The organism is Vibrio amylolyticus, assembly GCF_023145695.1.
GTDB lineage: Bacteria > Pseudomonadota > Gammaproteobacteria > Enterobacterales > Vibrionaceae > Vibrio > Vibrio amylolyticus.
The window spans coordinates 53,292-73,063 of the sequence record NZ_JAJHVV010000001.1; the positions used below are offsets into that span (position 1 = coordinate 53,292).

The window sequence follows — 19,772 nt, forward strand, 5'->3', positions numbered from 1 at the left end:
TTATTTCTCCGCTACTGTGTCAGTTAGAGTGACGTGTAAAATGTCACCTTTCGCTTCAGGGTGCTTTTCTGTGTATGTTGCAGGGCGATGCTGGGCACGCTCTTTAACAAACACCACGTTATCATCACGTAGGTCAGAGTTAACAAAGTGTGCAAAGCGTTTTAGCTGAGACTCATCGTTAATCGTGTCAGTCCACTCACAGCTGAAGTTGCCAACCAAGTTTGCTACGTCAGTTTCCAGTTGATCGTTGATGCCTAGCTTGTTATCAACAATCACTTCGCGTAGGTAATCTACCCCACCCTCTAGGTTCTCCATCCATACAGACGTACGTTGTAGTGGCGCTGCTGTGCGGATGTAGAACATCATGAAACGGTCGATGTATTTGATCAGTGTTTCTTGGTCTAAATCAGTTGCCAGTAGGTCAGCGTGGCGCGGCTTCATACCACCGTTACCACATACATACATGTTCCAACCTGCGTCAGTTGCGATGATACCTAAGTCTTTACCCTGCGCTTCAGCACACTCACGAGTACAACCAGACACACCAAACTTCATCTTATGAGGAGTACGGATGCCCTTGTAACGGTTTTCGATCATCACGCCAAGGCCAACTGAATCTTGTACGCCGTAACGACACCAAGTTGAACCTACACATGTTTTCGCCATGCGAAGTGCTTTTGCGTACGCTTGGCCTGTTTCATAGCCTGCTGCAACTAACTTCTTCCAGATTTCTGGTAAGTCATCTTTTTGCGCACCAAATAGACCGATACGTTGAGCACCCGTGATCTTGGTGTATAGGTTGTATTCTGCTGCCACATCCGCCAGAACGCTTAGCGCTTGCGGCGTTACTTCACCACCCGCCATACGTGGAATAACAGAGTAAGTGCCGTCTTTTTGCATGTTACCTAGGAAGTTATCGTTGGTATCGTGCAGCTTCACTAGCTCAGGCTTAAGAATGTGCTCACCCCAGCAAGAAGCAAGGATTGAACCCGCTAGAGGTTTACATACTTCACATCCGTAGCCTTTGCCATATTTTTCTAGCAACTCATCAAAGGTTTTGATCTCTTCAATGCGAATGAGGTGGAATAGCTCCTGACGAGAGTAAGCAAAGTGCTCACACACATCGTTTTTCACTTCAACGCCTGACTTAGCCAATTCAGCATTAAGTACAGAAGTTACAAGTGGGATACAACCGCCACAACCTGTACCTGCGCCAGTCACCGCTTTGATGTCAGCCATAGTGTGGTTACCATCAGCCACCGCTTGCGCGATTTTGCCTTTAGTCACATCAAAACATGAACAGATAACCGCACTTTCTGGCAATGAATCCGCGCCCAGTGATGGCTTTTCAGCACCCGCATGAGCAGGAAGAATCAGCGTATCTGGGTGCTCAGGAAGATCAATTTCGTTCAACTTAAGCTGAAGTAGATCGCCGTAGTCAGAGGTGTCTCCAACCATTACTGCGCCAATTAGTTTCTTACCGTCTTCAGAAACGATAATGCGCTTATACACTTCTTGTTCTTCGTTTTGGTAAACATAGCTCTTACAACCAGGTGTGCGACCATTCGCATCACCAATTGAGCCCACTTTCACGCCAAGCAATTTCAACTTAGCGCTCATGTCAGCGCCTTCAAACTCGCTTTCGTTACCAACTAGGTGGTCAACGGCAACTGTCGCCATTTTGTAACCTGGAGCAACCAAACCGTAGAAAGTACGATTCCAAGAAGCACACTCACCAATCGCATAGATGTTTTCATCAGTGGTACGACAGTGGTTGTCGATCTCGATACCACCGCGAGGTGCAATGCCTAAGCCCATTTGACGAGCCAATTTATCTTGAGGGCGAATACCTGCAGAGAAAACAATGAAGTCAGTTTCTAGTTCAGTGCCATCAGCAAAGCGCATGACGTTACGCGCTTCTGTTCCATCAGTAGTAATCTCAAGGGTATTCTTGCTGGTGTGCACTTGCACGCCCATGCGTTCAATCTTTTGACGAAGTTGATCGCCACCCGCTTGGTCAAGCTGCTCTGCCATTAGCTTTGGTGCGAACTCAACAACGTGCGTTGTAACGCCCAATGCTTTTAATGCACCTGCCGCTTCAAGACCAAGTAAACCACCACCGATTACTACACCGCTTTTGCTGTTCTTAGCGGTTGCTTCGATAGATTTCAGATCTTCAATGGTGCGGTAAACAAAGCAGTCTTTGCTCTCATTACCTTTGATTGGTGGAACAAATGGGAATGAGCCTGTTGCAAGGATCAGTTTGTCGTAATGGATCTCACGGCCCGTGCTCGAATAAACGTTTTGCTTCTCACGGTTAATGTTGATTGCACGTTCACCAATTAAGATATTGATGCCATGTTTTTCGTAGAAGCCTTCTTTAACAAGTGAAAGTTCGTCGGCAGTGTGGTGAGAGAAATAAGAAGAAAGGTGGACACGGTCGTAAGCGACACGAGGTTCTTCACAGAACACGGTAATATCCATATTCGAAACATCGGTCTTTTCGACTAAATCTTCAATAAAGCGATGGCCGACCATGCCATTACCAATTACGACTAGCTTCAACTTGCTCATAAAAATTCCTGACGGTTAATTTTCTTAGCAACCGATTTTGTTCGTAATGTTTGATATCCACACTACACATCAACAAAGTAGGCTGCTTAACTGAGCATATTGTCATTTGTGAAAGAAAATTAATACATGATGTAAATCAATTACAGTTTCGAACTACCCTTAAGGGGTAGACCATTAGCCTAAAAGGTCATCAATTTCGCCTAAAATGGCCTAATAGCCCTTTTTATACTGAGGAATTACAACAGTTGTATCTAATTAAATTACATTTCCTACATCTATCAAACAAAACGTAACATCCCAACGAATCGGATGGTTTTGCGTAATATTCTAACGATTTTTGTTCCTAAAATAACAAAGAGAATCAAACCATAAAGTTGTTCAAATAACCAATAAACATGGCGCTATTAATGCATGGGTTTTAGCACTCTTCACTACCCGGCAAAGGAACGCATCATGAGACATGTTATGAAGTCAGCAGTTATCGGTTTAATCCTAGGTTTCTCGGTCGGGTGCGGCAGTATCACTCGATATCTATTGCCGGTAGATGAGTTTGATCTTGCCGCTTACTTAGGTACTTGGTATGAAGTGGCCAAGCTGGATAATAGCTTTGAGCGCGGATTAACCCACACTCGAACTCAATATTCAGTCGACGATGATGGCAGTATTAAAGTGATTAACAGTGGCTGGAGTGAAGAGAGCCACCAGTGGAAAGAAGCCATTGGCAGAGCGAAGCTAGCGAAAGAGGAAAACGTTGGCCACTTGCACGTCTCCTTTTCTGGCCCATTTTATGGAAGTTACGTTGTATTTTATCTAGAAGATGATTACTCAACCGCGATGGTCGCTAGTGGCGTGGATCAGTTTTGGCTACTCTCTCGAACCAATACGTTGCCTGAGCATAAAATGGAAAAATATCTACGTATTGCTGAACAAGCTGGATTTAGCCCAGAACAGATGATCTTTCCATTTGAATAACTCACATAACGATCTGAGCTACCTACACTTATAAATCGTCGGTACGTTTAAGGCTAAGAAGTTCAATTGATACAGGCTTCGAATAGTACCAACCTTGACCGAAATCGACCCCCATTGCGGCCAATTTCTTATGCTGCTCCTGGGTTTCGACGCCTTCCGCTACAATTTTTAAATGCTCAGATCGAGCTATCTCGATTATCTGCGGAATTAGCGCTGAACGAATGGCTCCCTCATCGAGATCTTTTACAAAGCTTTTGTCTATTTTGAGAATATCGGCCTGTATCTGTTTTAAAGATGAAAGGTTTGAATAGCCTGTACCGAAATCGTCGATGGCAATCAATGCCCCCTCGGCTTTCAAGTTTTGGATCGTTTGGGCCGCGGGGACATCTTCCAAAGCTTCACTTTCAATCACCTCTACAACATAATTGATGTTAAGTGCCCTTTTCCATTGCAAAACAGACATTTTCCCCGCCGATATATCACAAGGGTAAGCATTGATATTTAGCTTAAATGACTTAGGAAGTGCCGCCTCGCCAAACTTATCCTTTAACTCCTGCACAGCCTGAGTAACAAGAAATTCAGTAAACTCCCACGAACGCCCCTGATTTTGAATCTCAGGAATAAAAACATCAGGCGTTAATATTCCAATACTGTCTTCAAATCGAGCCAATAGCTCAACACCCACAATGTCCTCACTCTTCATACCAACGATGGTTTGATACGCGCAGCTGAATGCTTTGTTGTCCAAGCCCTTCGCAACACGATATTTATTACTCGATTTTCTACGGTAGTAATAGTTAACCCCTTTGATAGCAAGAAAGGATAACTGCCCCGCAATGATGGAAAACAAGAACAAATAAAGGGGACTACCAAACAAATTCACCTTTGATTTGGAACTCGCCAATACACAAATCTCTTTGTCATTACTACACTCTTTGGCTAATGTAGATTGCCAATTGTGCAGTTCAAATTGGTCGTGAATATGACCCGATGCCCCATCGCTCGACTCTAGAACCTTATAACTATCTTCAACCCTTAACACTATTTCCCAGTTATAGTTGATAGGTATAATATCGTTTATATCTTTTGGGTTAAGCACCGCATTAAATTTGTTGCGTCTAACCACAATGCCGTCATACGCTTGGTCAAAGAGCACTAACTTCACAGAAGACCAGTATTCGAGCCCAAACCCTGACTTAAAATCAGGGGGGCGATTATCAAAAAAAGGGGTATCGAGTCTGCCTAACCCTGTGGTGCACAAAAGATCATGGCCTTCTAAATAGCCGATATCTCTAATGAACTTAGAATCAAAAACAGATTTTCTCATTGCAACTAATAATGAATCATCACACTCCGCAGGTTCAAGAGCATTTAGCTTTCCAAATGAGCGATTTAGTTCATCTACAATAATTTGTACATTAGCAAGGAGTTTCTGCGCTTGAACGGCAGACTTCTCTTTTTCATTGAGGAAACTCAGCCAGACTAGGCTCAAGGTAGCAAACGAAATAATGACGGTAACGGTTAAGCTTTTTACCAGGCTGTCACTCTTCAAACCTAACTTCTCCAACACTCCAAGTTGCTTTACTACTAAAGTTAGTTGAAAACAGAGTAAACTGGCAAAGTTATTGATAAATTAAAAATTAAGGAAGGATGACTACTTCAACTTTTGCTTTTTAGTCATTAAACTCTCCATTCAATAACCACTACGCCCGTCGAAAATGACCAACAATAATATATTATCTAAACTGACGAGGTAAATAACTGCGCTTGGCATCTGGCTTTCGTTCTCGATTGATCGCGATAGCTCGGTTTTTCCCTAAGGCGACTTTAATTTGATACCAAGTTTCAAGAAATAGTGCCTTACCAGCACTCGACCACCACGTTTGGTTATACAGTTTTTTGTTTGCTGCCAAGACATCGGGTGAGCGATTGACACACTCTAAGGCGAAATCATAAGCTGTGCTAAAAGGGTCTTCAGCCACTTTCGTTACTAACCCTATTCTGTGTGCCTCATCGCTATCAATCACTTTCGCGGTCATGGCTAATTCAAGCGTATGATCCTGTCGCATGATTTCTCGAAAAGCGATAGCGCCGCCCATGTCTGGTATCAGACCCCACTTCGCTTCCATAATGGAGAAGGTTGCATCCTGAGATGCTATTCTAAAATCGCCTCCACTTGCTAGCTGTAAACCGCCTCCCCAGCACCGCCCATGAATTGCAAATATGACAGGGCAAGGAATATCACGCCAAGACAACGAGAAACGTTGCGCATTGTTAGGCAATGTAGGCCACCATTTGAACAGAAGCTTAACGGCATCGACCTTGTTGGTTAGCAGTGACTTTACATCTAAGCCAGAGCAAAAATCACTGCCCGCACCCCGCACAATAACCGCCCTAATATGCTTATCTTTTTTTAACCGTCTGGTTAACGCATTCACTTGGCGAAACATTTCCATATCAATAGCGTTAAGCTTATCGGCACGATTTAACGTGACAGTGGCGATGTGATTATTATCGATTTCACAGGTAATACGAGGCTGAGTTGTCATCTTAGTTTCCGGCAGTGGTCACACCACTACCGTAAACAATAATTTAACAAGTTGAAAGGCTGAGATATTGAGAATGAGATGACGGTTTAGAACAAGCCAATCTATCGGCACAGATAGCGAGGCTTATTCCAATGATCACTTTCCAATCAACTCTCTATGATGTGGTGCCATCCAGTCTTGCTTATGGCCCAAAGGAACAATGCCATATGGGTTAATCGCTAAATGACTGGCGTAGTAATGGCGCTTAATATGATTAACGTGAACCGTTTTGGCAATATTAGGCATTTGGTAAAGCTCTAACATATAGTTATACACGTTGCTAAACTCTTTGAGTAACTGCAAATTACACTTAAAGTGCGTGTGATACACCGAGTCAAATCGAATCAATGTCGTCCACAATCTCCAATCCGCTTCCGTCAATGTATCACCAACTAAATAGCGTTTCGTGGCAAGTCGGTCATCGAGTTGCTGCAGCGTATCAAAAAGCTTGGTTACATTTTTACTGTACGCTTTTTGTGTTGTCGCAAAACCCGATTTATAAACACCATTGTTGACGTTGTGATAAACAAGCTCGTTGACCTCGTCAATCTCGGAACGTAAATATTCTGGGTAATAATCGTCATGATTACCCGTAATCTCATTAAAAGCGGAATTAAACATACGAATAATTTCTGAGGATTCATTGTTTACGATGACCTGCTGCTTTTTATCCCACAATACCGGAACGCTAATGATTCCTTTATAGTCTGGCGCATTGAGCAAATATCTTTCAGATAGAAATGCACTACCATAAAGCTCATCCCCAGTGGTGCCGTATTCAGACGCTGATTCTTCATCATGCATAAAGCTCCAGCCGTTTTCATGCATATCAGGATGAACAACACTGACCGAAATGATCTCTTCTAACCCTTTGAGTTGACGGAACACTAAAGTGCGGTGCGCCCATGGGCAAGCTAATGAAACGTATAAATGATAGCGGCCAGCTTCAGCTTGAAAGCCACCGACACCACTCGCTCCCGCTTCTCCATCGGCGGTGATCCAGTTTCTAAACTGAGATTCTTTACGACGATACTCGCCATCATTGATGCTGCTGTTCCAACTTGATTTCACTTTGCTCATTTCAAACCCCTTTTTACAACACGCTTATGTGTGCAACCTTGTTTGTCTTAACTCATTCATTAAAGTCATTGTAATTACAAGCATAGGGAATAAAGAGCAGCCAAACCTGACCAACACGTTCAAATATTTTGAAGTAACTAATTCTTACTGTTCATTCTAAAAACAGACCTGATTAACCCCTTGAACTTTATCTTTGTAACACGCCAATGTGTAATTGGCCGACGTGGGGCGGTATTCATAAGATGCTCATAGGCATCTGAGTCAAATTGAACTAGGCCACCGTGCGCCGCGAAAACGCTATCACACTCAAGTTCATAGATCTGTTTCAAAGAATCTCGGTATTGATTTGGGTGGAAGATAGGAAATGGGGCGATAAGTTTGTTTTTGACACTGACCATCAAATCACCAACATAAACCAACTTTTTTTCAAGATGATAAACCGAAAGATCGCGGTCTGTGTGCCCTGGGGTTTCCAATACTTGCCAGTCTTCAAAATGTGGAATCACATCTCCATGAGAAAGCGTGTAATCAGGGTTCAATCTTCGAGGATACCAAAGCCTCGTCTTCTTCGCTCCCATGCGCTTTGCCATCCATTTAGCGAGAGCAAGGTCGGTTAAGTGCATCGCTACACCATCTAATCCAGCATACCAATCCTTCTCTCTATCTGCCGAAACCAACTTACAGCCGAGTTGCTTTCGAAGAAGTTGAGCAGCACCTGCGTGATCAGGATGCATATGTGTAACAACCACAATTTTTAAAGCACCTAACGGCCTCTTAAGCCGCTCCTGAATAAACTCTTTTATAAGCGGTATGTCCGCTCGACTGGCGCCATCTAAAAGCATTAACTTATCTGGATACTCAACCAAATAGATGGCCTGTATATATCCCTGCACCGTATGAATTTTCACAACCAATCCTTGTTATGTTTTCTCTGGTTTTCTATCTATTAAATCTCAACCTTGTCAGACCAGTTTAAACTTAGCACTCTTTTTGTCGACTAACAAAACCTGTTAAAAACTCTGTGACACGTTGTTTACAACTTTAAAAAGTCGACCTACTTCAAATATGCAATCAATTCATAAATATCAATGATGTTTGTTTTAGTTTTAAGACACACAGCTGTATATCATGATTAGAACCCTAAAGATGTATAAGGTAACCTCATGAATTTAAATGTGTTGTTCATCAACAAAGTCCAGTTTAGAAAACATAAAATAAACGTCTTCATAGAATCTTTTGGGGTACTTGTCGCTACCCTTTTATTAATCATTCCTTCACCGATTACCTTCGCTTCGCAAACACACTTAACTGCCATCGATCAATATATCGAGCTCATTGACTCAAACAAAAAAGCGATGTTTAGCTTGGCGATCGTTGATGATGGTAAGGTGGTTTACCAAAATCAAATTGGTCATGCTTATACGGAAAACTCTAATAACACACCGATCTCACCAGATGAAAATACTCGCTATACCATCGCATCTATTTCAAAAACGTTTACCGCAACAATGATTTTTCAGCTCATTGAGCAAGGCAAGTTGTCACTTGATACGAAGCTGAGTGAGTTTTACCCCAAGTTTGATCAATCCAATGACATCACTATCGATCATCTCTTGTCTCATCAAAGTGGGATTTATAACTATACGAACTCTCCGGAATTCGTTCAGTATTACACTCAGTATCAAAGTAACGAGAAAATGCTAGAGAGGTTTTACTCTTACCCTAACGAATTTAAACCTGGAACTGGCTGGCAATATTCTAATACTGGCTACTACCTACTTGGCCTCATCATTGAGGATGTAACTGGGCAAAGTTATGAAAAAAACCTCAAGCAACGTATCACTGATAAGCTCCAGTTGAGTCATACTGCTTTCTGCCGTGATTACAGCCACTGTAAATTCAATACTCAATCTTACGCGTTTTGGAATAAACAATGGTTTGAGCAAGCCGTGTGGCACCCGTCTATTACCGCCGGAGCAGGTGGCCTCATTTCAACGCCAACGGAGCTCGGTATTTTTATGGATGCCCTATTTAATGGCGAGCTGGTCTCGATAGAAACAATAGAGGTAATGAAAGCGCTTAATACTGGCTTCAGTAAAGGCTTTTGGAACATGCCTTACTTCTATAAAACGGCGTGGGGTCACAATGGCTCAATCGAGGGGTTTCAATCGCAGCTCGTATATTTCGATAGCGAAAAAGTTGCTTTTGCCTTCACTGGTAACGGGCTTAATGAAAGCCAACGAAAGATCATGACGACCATCATCGGTTTGTATTTTGATAAAAGCGTAACGATTCCCGATTATAACCGTCCGTTCATTTCCATTGCCCCAATTGAACTTAAAAAGTACCTAGGCCACTATAAAACGGATGCAATGCCATTGAAAGGTGAGCTGTTTTTAGAAGATGGTCAACTGATGGGCAAGTGGGACGACCAAGAATCTATCGCTTTCCAAGCACTAACGGAAACCGAGTTTGAAAGCCGAGAGAATGGCATTGTATTAGAATTTGTCACCTTCCCTTCGGGTAAGATCAATTATCGACAAGTCACCCTTTACCAAAGAGGCTGGGAGCTGGAATTTTATCGACAGTAATCGTCTTTTAAAATCCAATCGCTAGGGGGTAACACGCCCCTAGCATCTTAAATCGAACACCTTTAACCTAACGTGTTAACCCTGTCACCTTCGCAACGAAATCAACATCTTTTGCTATGCTAACTGAAATATCTTGCAGAACCGATAACTCATCTTGAGTAAATGGGTGAGTCAATACCGACTCTCGACCATTCTTCCCTACAATTGTCGGTAAGCTCATCACTACATTTTTTAGACCGTATTCACCGTCAATCATGGTCGCGATAGGCAACACTGAACGTTCATCAATCTTAATCGCTTGAATGATTCTAAACACACTCGCAGCAATGCCATGAGTGGTGTTGTGTTTACGTTTAAAGATTTCATAACCAGCACGCTTCACTGACTCCAACAACTCATCGGCGTCAATTCGAGCCAAATGATTCGTATCGCAGTAGTAGTCAGCAGGTTGCCCTGCAATACTGATCAAACTCTTGGGGGTAAAACAGTTGCTACCATGTTCGCCAAGCACATAACCAAATACATTTTTAGGGTCGAGATTGACTCGGTTTGCGACAATGGACATCAATCGTGCAGTATCTATTACACAACCACTACTAATGACTTTGTTTGGCGGAAAGTTGGTATTTTTAACGATGAAATGCGCGACAATATCACACGGATTACTTACAATAATTAAGGTGGCATTTGGCGCTACACGCCCTACCTTTTGCGCGATATCCACACCGATATTTGCGTTGATTTCCGCTAGATCCATGCGTGTTTGGCCCTGTTTAATCTGAGCACCCGCGGTAATCACAACAATATCAGCACCAATTAAAGAGAGGTAGTCATCGCTGCCTAAGATGTGTGTATTTTTAGAAAATGTTAATGCTGCGGTATGTCTAAAATCGAGCACTTCACCTTCAGCGCGATCCAAGTTTTGGTCGAGAACCACTAGCTCACTCACGCTTCCTAGAGTAAGTAGATAATTACAGATGCCGACACCCACTGAACCTGCACCAATCACACCGATTTTCATATTCATTCCTTGATAAAAAGTATTACAACTAAATTTAGTCTACTAATACCTTTATCATCAACGCCAACTTTATTTTACTGAACAATTAAAATTAAGCATTATCTACTAGTTTAGAAATAAATAATGAAATAATTCAAACTCACACAGACAAAAAATCTAGATGTGAAGCCACACATTACTAAGGTCTGTTGTTAGCAATTCGAGTTTCCGTTAACACTATCTTTTAAAAATTCTTCCTTGTGTACGATACAAAACCAGCGCCAATAAGATAAAACCACAGCCTACAACTTTGCCAAAAGACAGCTGTTCGCCATACCAGAGAATGCTCAATATGACAGTCCAAACAGGCTCAAGAATCATAATCAGAGCTGCAGTCCCTGCTGCTGCCCCTTTTTGACCGAGTGTTTGCATGACATATCGAAGGCTCGTCGCCAACACCACACTTAACGCAAACCAACCCCAAATAGCAGGCGCTATCACTTCTGGGAAGTCTTCGGTAAGCAATGAAAGTAACGTAACTAAGCAGCCAACCGTAAACAGTTGAATAGTGGTAAGAAGCAAAACAGGTAACTTTTGGGCGTACTTTCGATTCACATTAAAGTGAATCGCTAACATCGTGGCACAACCAATGAAAAAGAACTGACTGCTTGATTGCTGCCAACTACCCGATAACGATAAAAAACCTAGGCCAATCATGGCGACAGGCAGAGATAACCAAAATGATCGTTGTGGACGCTCTTTATATAGCACCCACCCAACGAGCGGTACGATAAGCATAGACAGGCTAACGATAAACGCCCCTTCACCTAATGTATCGCTAATGGAAATAGCGTATATCCAATTCATGATCGCGCCTGCAAGCAAACACCCAACCATGGCAGCAGAACCAACATCTTTTAGTTCGGTTTTAAGGAGATATTTGTAACACAGTGGTAGCAGACACAACGAAGCAAGCAAAAATCGTAAACCGATAAAGCCAAATGGGGGAAGCCCTTGAATCGCTTCTTTGGAAAAAATCCAACCAAACGCAGCGAGAATGGTCGTTAGCACAAGGATCAAAGCAGATTTACGTTCAGCATTCACGATAGGACTTCACTTATTTAGTTTGCAGATCAGATTTTTACAATCCGAGACCATGAAAAGCGGATGATGCCAGAACTTAACAAAAACTAATACCAATGAATGTCATTTCTCTATCGCTAAATGGAAAATCAGAGTGTTAAACTAGGTTAACGTCATTCATTTGAACCGCTAAAAGAGTCAATTATGTCACCAATGATCGTGGGCCATCGGGGTATTTCAGGGTGTTATCCAGAAAACAGTCGCGTGAGTATTCAAGCAGCAATAGATATGGGCCTACAATGGGTTGAAGTCGATATTCAACCCAGTAAAGACAATGTGCTCGTCGTGTGCCACGACCATACTGTCGATCGCTGTAGCAACGGGCAAGGGCGCGTCGACTCGCTCAGTTTGCAACAGCTCAAAGCATTAGACTTTGGTGCTTGGTTCGATTTGGATTTTCAAGGTGAAGCCATCATGACACTGGAAGAGCTCCTCTCTCTTGCGACTCAAACTGGGTTATGTCTTAACATTGAAGTCAAAGTGGATGCGCAACATGATGTTTCGGCTATTGTACACCAGCTCAAACAGCAGTTGGATGAGAGTAACATTGCCAATGAGCAGCTGCTGTTATCAAGCTTTAGTCATGAGGTCATGCGCAACCTTGCTAACCATTGCCAAGACTATCGTTTAGGCGTCATCACTGACAGGCTCACATCTAAAGATAAACGGCTTCTGGATGAGATTAACGCGTTTAGCTGTCACTTGAACTTCCGCTGGATGAGTAAGGCTCAGAGTATTAAATTGCAACAAGCGGGGTATCAAGTCTGGAGCTATACGGTTAACAACCCGAGAAAGCTAAAACACTTTAACCATTTGGACGCCATTTTCAGCGATTTTCCACAGCGTTTTATATAGTGCTGTTTTCTAGGTAATTGTAATTTAGGCATCAGGTTGATTCTCAGGAGCGGCAGCAATAAAAGCAGGATGCATCGTCAATGTATTATTGATTCGTTCGATAATTGGAAAGGCGTTCATATCAACATTGAAACGGTTTGCATTATAGACTTGAGGAACTAAGCAAAGGTCAACTAAAGAGAGGGAGTCTCCTTCACAGTAATGACCGGACGATTGAGCAAGCTTCTTCTCTAAAGAGTGAAACCCTACTTCTATCCAGTGGCGATACCAGTCCGCTTTTTTTACGTCAGTCAGTTCTAACTCACCGGCTAGATATTGCAGAATTCGTAGATTGTTGATGGGATGAATATCAATGGCAATGTCTTGAGCTAACGCTTTAACGCGATACTTTGCTTCCGTCTCACTGGGTATTAGTGGACACTGAGGATACTGTTCATCAAGGTATTCAATAATCGACAGCGATTGAGTCAACTTCAAGTTGTCGTCAATCAAGACTGGGACAAGTTCACTGGGGTTAAGTGCACTATAGTGGGCATGGTGCTGTTCGCCCCCATTTTTAATCAAGTTAACGGAGACTTGTTGGTAATCCAGCTTTTTCAAATTTAGAGCAATACGAACACGATAAGCGGCCGATGATCGCCAATACCCATATAAGGTTCTTTCTGTCACTGTACTCTCCTATCTGGATTCTTTTAACTTTGTTCTTTGCTAGAAAAATCGTGCTGCAAAAATTTGCAGCACGCTCGATAACTAACCATTACCTAGCTCATCAAACCACTTATCTAAAATGGGTTCATAAGGGATCACTTTTTGATCAATGGCACCAAAAATACTCACGCCCTGCTTATCATGCATCTCTATCTTTATGGTGTCGTGATAACGCATGAATGAAGTACTTGGCTCACCATCTCGGATAGTTTCAATCATTCTCACTTCCGCGATGCAAGAGTAGCCCACACCACCTTCAGATATCGCGCTGCCATGCTCAGTACCTTGCTTATTCGACACGGTTCCTGACCCAATAATGGTTCCTGCCGTTAGGGGTCTTGTTTTAGCTGCGTGAGCCACCAACTGAGGAAAACTAAAGGTCATATCAACACCGGCATTGGGGCAACCAAATGGCTCATTGTTGTAGTTCGATCTCAATGGCAAGTGAAGCTTTTGGCCATCCCACGCACCTCCTAGTTCATCAGGGGTCACGGCGACGGGCGAAAAAGCGGATGAAGGTTTTGATTGATAGAAACCAAAACCTTTACCTAGCTCGGCGGGGATAAGCCCTCTCAAAGAGACATCGTTAACCAACATGAGCAGTTTGATCGCCCCTGCTGCATTTTCTGCTGAAACGCCCATGGGGACATCACCAGTAACGATAGCCACTTCAGCCTCAAAATCGATACCCCACGCTTCACTTTCAACGGGAATATCATCGGTTGGCCCGATAAACGCATCCGACCCGCCTTGATACATCAAGGGATCCGTCCAAAAGCTTTCAGGGATCTCAGCGCCGCGTGCTCGTCGAACTAACTCCACATGATTCACATAAGCAGAACCATCCGCCCAGTGATAAGCTCTTGGCAATGGTGACTCGCACATCGAAGGTTCAAAAGCCTTGGCGTTTTTATCGCTTCCGTCATTCAGCGATTGATAGACCTCCTGAAGTTGTTCACTAACGTTTGTCCATTCATCCAGCGCATATTGCAGAGTCGGCGCAATCTCGGCTACGGCTGTAAACAGCGTAAGATCTCGGCTAACGACAACAAGCATGCCATCGCGTTTTCCATTTTTTAGTGTGGCTAACTTCATGGCTGTCCCTCTTCCTTGTTTGGCGCTGCTCTCCAGCTGTACACGTAATCTTTGTTCTCAACGCTTTGTGCTTGCTCAGTAAAGTGTAGAGCATGGCGTGTATCAATCATCACAGCGACTTCATCAGTGAACTTTTTCTTATTCTCTTGCCCCGCCTTAAACGCTTTTGGGTGCGGACCATGAGTAAAACCTGCAGGATGGAACGTCATCATGCCGGCTTCTATGTTGTCACGGCTGAAGAAGTCACCTTGGTGGTAAAACAGCACTTCATCATAGTCGTCGTTATTGTGATAGAACGGCACTTTCAACGCGCCGGGATCACTCTCTATCGGCCTTGGTACGAAGGTACAAACAACAAACCCACAGCCGACAAAGGTTGTATGTGCAGAAGGAGGAAGATGGTAACGGTGAGACATCAGAGGACGAATATCACGCCAATTAAGCTTAACCACTGAAAGATCGCCATGCCAACCAATGGCATCTAGAGGGTTAAACGGGTAGGTAATCACACTCAAACTATCATGACGCTTTACTTGCACTTTCGTTGCCTGCTCAGAGTATTGAGCCTTAAACTCGTCATTGATCGACGGCACTTCCAACACCGCAGGATCAAACAACGCGTGATTCCCTACTATGCCTTTTTCAGGTAATGAGTATGCGCCATCACTGTTTTCAATCATCAACAAAAACAGAGGTTCGCTGGTTTCAATACGCCACATGGTGGAACGAGGTATCATCACATAATCCCCCTCGCTGATATCAAGGTGGCCATAATCACAGAACAGCTTCCCTGCTCCGCCATGAACAAACAACAGTTCATCACCGTCTGCATTTCGGACCAGATCTTCCATTGAATGCTCTAGCCGCCACACTCGTATTTTGCATTGAGCATTATGAAGTACCGCAGGCACAGACCAAGGGCTTCCTTGTTTCGCTTCATCAATATCATTGAGATTGAATGCTCTTGGTTTTAACTCGCCATCCCACTCTTGCCAACCCGTTGGCGCGTGTTGATGGTGAAAGTGAGCCGCAGGGCCGAAAAAACCGCTTCGCCCCGCTTCTCGTTCATAAATACCTTGCTCAGGAAAATCAGCATGCGCCTGTTTGGAGGTAATGCCTTCTTTGTGCGGAAACGTAATCCATTTGTTCATCCAAGCCTGCCTTTTCTTACTTCACGTCTTCAGTATTTAGAACACCGCGTCGAATCTGATCTTCCTCAATCGATTCAAACAGCGCTTTGAAGTTCCCTTCTCCAAACCCTTCATTGCCCTTACGTTGAATGATTTCAAAGAAAACAGGTCCAATCACCGTTTGGGTAAATATTTGCAGCAAGATGCCATCTTTTTCGGGAGCGCCATCGATCAGCACTTTAAGTGATCTCAACTTATCAAGATCTTCACCATGCCCGACGACTCGATCATTGACTCTATCGTAGTAGGTATCTGGCGTTGGCATAAAGTCCATACCTTGTGAACGCAGTGTTCTCACGGTCTCATAAATGTCATCAGTGGTTAACGCTATATGTTGAATGCCTTCCCCTTTGTATTCTTTCAAATACTCTTCAATCTGAGATTTGTCATCGGAAGATTGATTAATAGGGATTCGAATTTTCCCACAAGGCGCAGTCATCGCTCGGCTAGTTAGCCCAGTAAGCTTACCTTCAATATCAAAGTATCGAATCTCTTTAAAGTTGCCGATACGCTCATAAAATCCCGACCAAACGTCCATTTTTCCTTGCATCACGTTATGGGTTAAATGGTCGATTTCATACAAGCCGACATCTTTCTCTTTTAATCGCTGTTCCATATGTGGGTAAAAAACGAAATCGACGTCGTAGATGCTCTGGCTTCCATAGCGATCAACGAAATACAATAAGCTATGACCAATGCCGTAAATAGCAGGGATGCTTAGCTCCATTGGCCCTATTTCCGTCTTATACTCTTCGCCACCATTTTTCGTCGCATGTTCAAGCGCCTTCGCTGCGTCATGTACTCGAAACGCCATACCGCACACGGATGGGCCGTGAATTTTAGCAAACGCTTCAGCTTGGCTATGCGGCTCGGCATTAACGATAAAACTGATGTCTCCTTGGCGGTACAGCCACGCTTCTTTCGAACGATGCTTAGCTATTTCAGCAAAACCTAACGAACTAAATAACAGTTTTAAGTTTTCTATACCTTCTTGATCCGCCGCTGTGTATTCAACAAACTCAAACCCATCTGTACCTAATGGATTATTCTTATCAATCATGCGTCGCTCCTTGCGTTATTTCAGTTTTATCAATTAAGGGAATGAACCAATAACCTACGTGCTTTTAGTAACTTAAGATGAAACACACATAAAAATGAAATTTCTTACAAAAATAACCAACGCTTGAGCACACCACACAACATGTAATCAAAATGTTACAGCAAATTTTGGACAGCTAAATTTTTTCTATAAGAAAAGCACAATAACAAAATAAACATATGAAATTAAAGGGCTAATATAAACTATAGGACAGAACATACGTAGTCAGCGCTTTCAAAACCAAGTGTAAAAACTTATATTCACACAAGCGCTTTGCAACAATTTATTTACAACCCACAATAAGCACAGCTATTAATGATTACTATCTAATCATTAGGAACTTTTATTGATTTACCTCAGTGTTATTCGACGTGCTTCAAGGATAAGGTAACCACCTCCTGTTCCCTACGAGGTATTACAATGACTCAAATTAACCAAGAAAGACTGGTTGAACACTTCTGCCAACTCATCAAAATCGATAGTGAATCTCGCTTCGAGCTAGAAATCGCACAAACTTTGGCAGAGCAACTAGGTGAGCTCGGTTTCACAGTCCATAAGTTACCTGTTTCAGAAGAGATCTCTAACGGCTTCAACCTTTATGCTCGCTTGGAAGGCAAGTTGGAAGATAGCGTTGTATTAAGTTGTCACATGGATACCGTTGCACCTGGTAACAGTATTGAACCAATCATCGAAGACGGCGTAATTCGCTCTAAGGGTGACACGATTCTAGGCGGCGATGACAAATCTGGTATCGCGGCAATCATGGAAGCCGTTCGCTGTATTCAAGCAGAAAATGAAGAACACAAAACAATCGAAATTGCGTTCACTGTGCATGAAGAAGGTGGCCTACAAGGTTCTAAAAATTTCGACATGTCTTACATACAATCAGATAAAGCGATTGTGCTAGATTCAGGCGGCCCTATCGGTACGATCATTAATCGCGCACCTGGTCAGCAATCGATGGCTTTCACCATCAAAGGTCGACCAGCACACGCAGGTTTAGCTCCGGAAGAAGGCATCAGCGCTATTGGGGTAGCTGCAGAAGCCATCACTAAAATGAACCTACTACGTATCGATGAAGAAACAACGTCGAACATCGGTATCGTTGAAGGTGGACAAGCAACGAACATCGTTATGCCTGAACTTCGCGTTGTTGCAGAAGCTCGCTCATTAAACGCTGATAAACTAGCAAAACAAGTCAATCATATGGTTGAAACCTTCCAAGCGGCTGTTGATCACCATGGCGCTGAGATGGAACTAGACTCTCAACGTGCTTATAACGCTTACGTTATCGCTGAAGATCACCCACACATCATTTCTATCAAACACTCTTTTGAGGCATTAGGGTTAGAGCCTCAAACACAACCGACTGGTGGTGGTAGTGATGCAAACAACTTCAATGAGAAAGGTCTAACAACTGTTAACCTATCTACTGGTATGGCAAAAGTTCATACAACAGAAGAGTTCATCACTGTTGAAGATTTAGTTAACATCACTCGATTCATGAAACACTACCTGACTGCATAAAAATTATTGATAATTTTATTATCTTAATTGCCGCAAATTGGAACTAAGATAACCGATTAAAAATCCGACAGTTAACTGTCGGATTTTTTACATCATTACTAACAAAGTTGCATAACACCTCTCAAAGCCCGCCCTACTTGGGTTTGACGAACCCAATTACCCTAACTAGCCTTACTAATGTCGATGCATAGTCATGTGATTTCAGTGAGTGTCATTACACCCATTAATCGTGAGTCTTTGCATCATGAGTAAATACGTCAGGAGCTAAATTATGGGCACACCTATCTTATTTTACGAACCGTTCGATTCTAACGGTTTTCTCTCAAACTTCTTTCCGGTCAACATCGACGTTGCGGGAGTAAGTTGGCCTTCAAGCGAACATTATTACCAAGCGCAAAAGTTTCAATCTAAAGAGCGACAAGAAGAGCTACGCTTAGCAGAAACACCTGACATTGCATTCCAGTTGAGCCGCAAGTATCAAGACGAAGTCAGAGACGATTGGCTTGAGAGTCGCGTGTCCGTGATGGAGTACATCGTTCAACAAAAATTTACTCAGCATACTCAGCTCGCTTTTCATCTCGTCAATACCGGCGAAACCGAATTGAAAGAGCACTCTCATAAAGATGATTTTTGGGGAGATGGTGGCGATGGGCGTGGAAGTAACGAACTTGGCCGTATATTAATGAACGTTCGTAGCGAGCTAAACAATCAACCGCCCTTTAATCTCGTTACCTTTATCGACGCCGCTAAACTCCCTACTCAGTGGGGCGAATTTAAGATGCACGCGTTCATTGAGCACAGCACACAAAAAGAGCACTTAGCACTGGTTTACGGTGATATTCATAAAGTGAGCTCCCCACTCATTCGTCTCCATTCAGAGTGCTTAACTGGGGATGCTCTGTTCAGCGCTCGCTGTGACTGTGGATTCCAACTTTCACGTGCTCTACAAAACATCGTTAACGAAGGCGCTGGGGTGTTGCTCTATTTACGCCAAGAAGGTCGAGGGATTGGTCTGTCTAATAAAGTCAGAGCTTACCACCTACAAGATGAAGGGGCTGATACCGTGCAGGCGAACGAACGCCTGGGTTTTGCTGCGGATATGCGGAATTATGCGTTCTGTCAGGGGATGCTCGGGTACTTTGGTATTACTTCGGTAAGGCTAATGACCAATAACCCAAGAAAAGTGAAAGCTTTGGAAGGGGCAAATATTACCGTCGTTGAACGTGTGGCACTGCAAGAGGGAAATAACCCACATAACCACCACTATTTAAAAACCAAAGCCGAGAAACTTGGGCACATGTTTGATGCTACCTTTATTAAATAGCGGACGAAAACGTATAACACCTTCCT

Annotated in this window: 16 protein-coding genes; 5 read left to right on the forward strand and 11 right to left on the reverse strand. The window is 43.1% G+C overall.

Annotated elements, in window-relative coordinates:
* A complete protein-coding gene (gene nirB / locus KP803_RS00300; RefSeq protein ID WP_248006834.1) occupies positions 1 to 2,574 on the reverse strand; it encodes a nitrite reductase large subunit NirB in 2,574 nt (857 codons plus the stop codon).
* Between the two features lie 453 nt (positions 2,575 to 3,027).
* Between nirB and KP803_RS00305 the strand changes: the two genes are divergently transcribed.
* On the forward strand, positions 3,028 to 3,546 hold the full coding sequence (locus KP803_RS00305; RefSeq protein WP_248006835.1) for a lipocalin family protein: 519 nt from the start codon (positions 3,028 to 3,030) through the stop codon (positions 3,544 to 3,546).
* A gap of 28 nt (positions 3,547 to 3,574) precedes the next feature.
* On the opposite strand, the gene KP803_RS00310 is transcribed toward KP803_RS00305, so the two are convergent.
* From KP803_RS00310 to KP803_RS00325, 4 genes are all read right to left on the reverse strand, one after another.
* Positions 3,575 to 5,098, reverse strand: coding sequence for an EAL domain-containing protein (locus KP803_RS00310; protein ID WP_248006836.1), 1,524 nt, complete (start codon positions 5,096 to 5,098; stop codon positions 3,575 to 3,577).
* A 184-nt stretch (positions 5,099 to 5,282) separates the two neighbouring features.
* Positions 5,283 to 6,095, reverse strand: a complete 813-nt coding sequence (locus tag KP803_RS00315) for a crotonase/enoyl-CoA hydratase family protein (protein WP_248006837.1) — start codon at positions 6,093 to 6,095, stop codon at positions 5,283 to 5,285.
* 135 nt (positions 6,096 to 6,230) lie between these two features.
* Positions 6,231 to 7,214, reverse strand: coding sequence for a glutathione S-transferase family protein (locus KP803_RS00320; protein ID WP_248006838.1), 984 nt, complete (start codon positions 7,212 to 7,214; stop codon positions 6,231 to 6,233).
* Between the two features lie 137 nt (positions 7,215 to 7,351).
* Positions 7,352 to 8,122, reverse strand: coding sequence for an MBL fold metallo-hydrolase (locus KP803_RS00325; RefSeq protein WP_248006839.1), 771 nt, complete (start codon positions 8,120 to 8,122; stop codon positions 7,352 to 7,354).
* A 255-nt stretch (positions 8,123 to 8,377) separates the two neighbouring features.
* Here KP803_RS00325 and KP803_RS00330 point away from each other — a divergent pair, with 255 nt between their 5' ends.
* Positions 8,378 to 9,805: a serine hydrolase domain-containing protein gene (locus tag KP803_RS00330; RefSeq protein ID WP_248006840.1), complete on the forward strand. Its 1,428-nt coding sequence runs from the start codon at positions 8,378 to 8,380 to the stop codon at positions 9,803 to 9,805.
* A 67-nt stretch (positions 9,806 to 9,872) separates the two neighbouring features.
* Here the strand turns inward: KP803_RS00330 and KP803_RS00335 are convergent, their stop codons facing one another.
* Together KP803_RS00335 and KP803_RS00340 are read right to left on the reverse strand one after the other, a co-directional pair.
* Positions 9,873 to 10,826: a lactate/malate family dehydrogenase gene (locus KP803_RS00335; RefSeq protein WP_248006841.1), complete on the reverse strand. Its 954-nt coding sequence runs from the start codon at positions 10,824 to 10,826 to the stop codon at positions 9,873 to 9,875.
* 216 nt (positions 10,827 to 11,042) lie between these two features.
* Positions 11,043 to 11,912 carry a DMT family transporter gene (locus KP803_RS00340; RefSeq protein ID WP_248007346.1) on the reverse strand — a complete coding sequence of 290 codons (870 nt, stop codon included), beginning with the start codon at positions 11,910 to 11,912 and terminating at the stop codon, positions 11,043 to 11,045.
* A 180-nt stretch (positions 11,913 to 12,092) separates the two neighbouring features.
* Here KP803_RS00340 and KP803_RS00345 point away from each other — a divergent pair, with 180 nt between their 5' ends.
* The gene (locus KP803_RS00345) at positions 12,093 to 12,803 is read left to right on the forward strand and encodes a glycerophosphodiester phosphodiesterase family protein (protein ID WP_248006842.1); all 711 of its coding nucleotides are present in this window, start codon (positions 12,093 to 12,095) and stop codon (positions 12,801 to 12,803) included.
* 24 nt (positions 12,804 to 12,827) lie between these two features.
* On the opposite strand, the gene maiA is transcribed toward KP803_RS00345, so the two are convergent.
* From maiA to hppD, 4 genes are all read right to left on the reverse strand, one after another.
* Positions 12,828 to 13,472, reverse strand: coding sequence for a maleylacetoacetate isomerase (gene maiA, locus KP803_RS00350; protein WP_248006843.1), 645 nt, complete (start codon positions 13,470 to 13,472; stop codon positions 12,828 to 12,830).
* A gap of 81 nt (positions 13,473 to 13,553) precedes the next feature.
* On the reverse strand, positions 13,554 to 14,606 hold the full coding sequence (locus KP803_RS00355; protein ID WP_248006844.1) for a fumarylacetoacetate hydrolase family protein: 1,053 nt from the start codon (positions 14,604 to 14,606) through the stop codon (positions 13,554 to 13,556).
* A complete protein-coding gene (locus KP803_RS00360; RefSeq protein ID WP_248006845.1) occupies positions 14,603 to 15,757 on the reverse strand; it encodes a homogentisate 1,2-dioxygenase in 1,155 nt (384 codons plus the stop codon). The genes KP803_RS00355 and KP803_RS00360 overlap by 4 nt, the downstream gene beginning before the upstream one ends.
* 16 nt (positions 15,758 to 15,773) lie before the next feature.
* Positions 15,774 to 16,856, reverse strand: coding sequence for a 4-hydroxyphenylpyruvate dioxygenase (gene hppD / locus KP803_RS00365; protein WP_248006846.1), 1,083 nt, complete (start codon positions 16,854 to 16,856; stop codon positions 15,774 to 15,776).
* A 459-nt stretch (positions 16,857 to 17,315) separates the two neighbouring features.
* Between hppD and KP803_RS00370 the strand changes: the two genes are divergently transcribed.
* Both KP803_RS00370 and ribA read left to right on the forward strand, forming a co-directional pair.
* Complete coding sequence (locus KP803_RS00370; RefSeq protein WP_248006847.1) at positions 17,316 to 18,422, forward strand: M20/M25/M40 family metallo-hydrolase; 1,107 nt, start codon at positions 17,316 to 17,318, stop codon at positions 18,420 to 18,422.
* Positions 18,423 to 18,693: 271 nt separating this feature from the next.
* Complete coding sequence (gene ribA / locus KP803_RS00375; RefSeq protein ID WP_248006848.1) at positions 18,694 to 19,746, forward strand: GTP cyclohydrolase II; 1,053 nt, start codon at positions 18,694 to 18,696, stop codon at positions 19,744 to 19,746.
* Positions 19,747 to 19,772 lie beyond the last annotated feature (26 nt).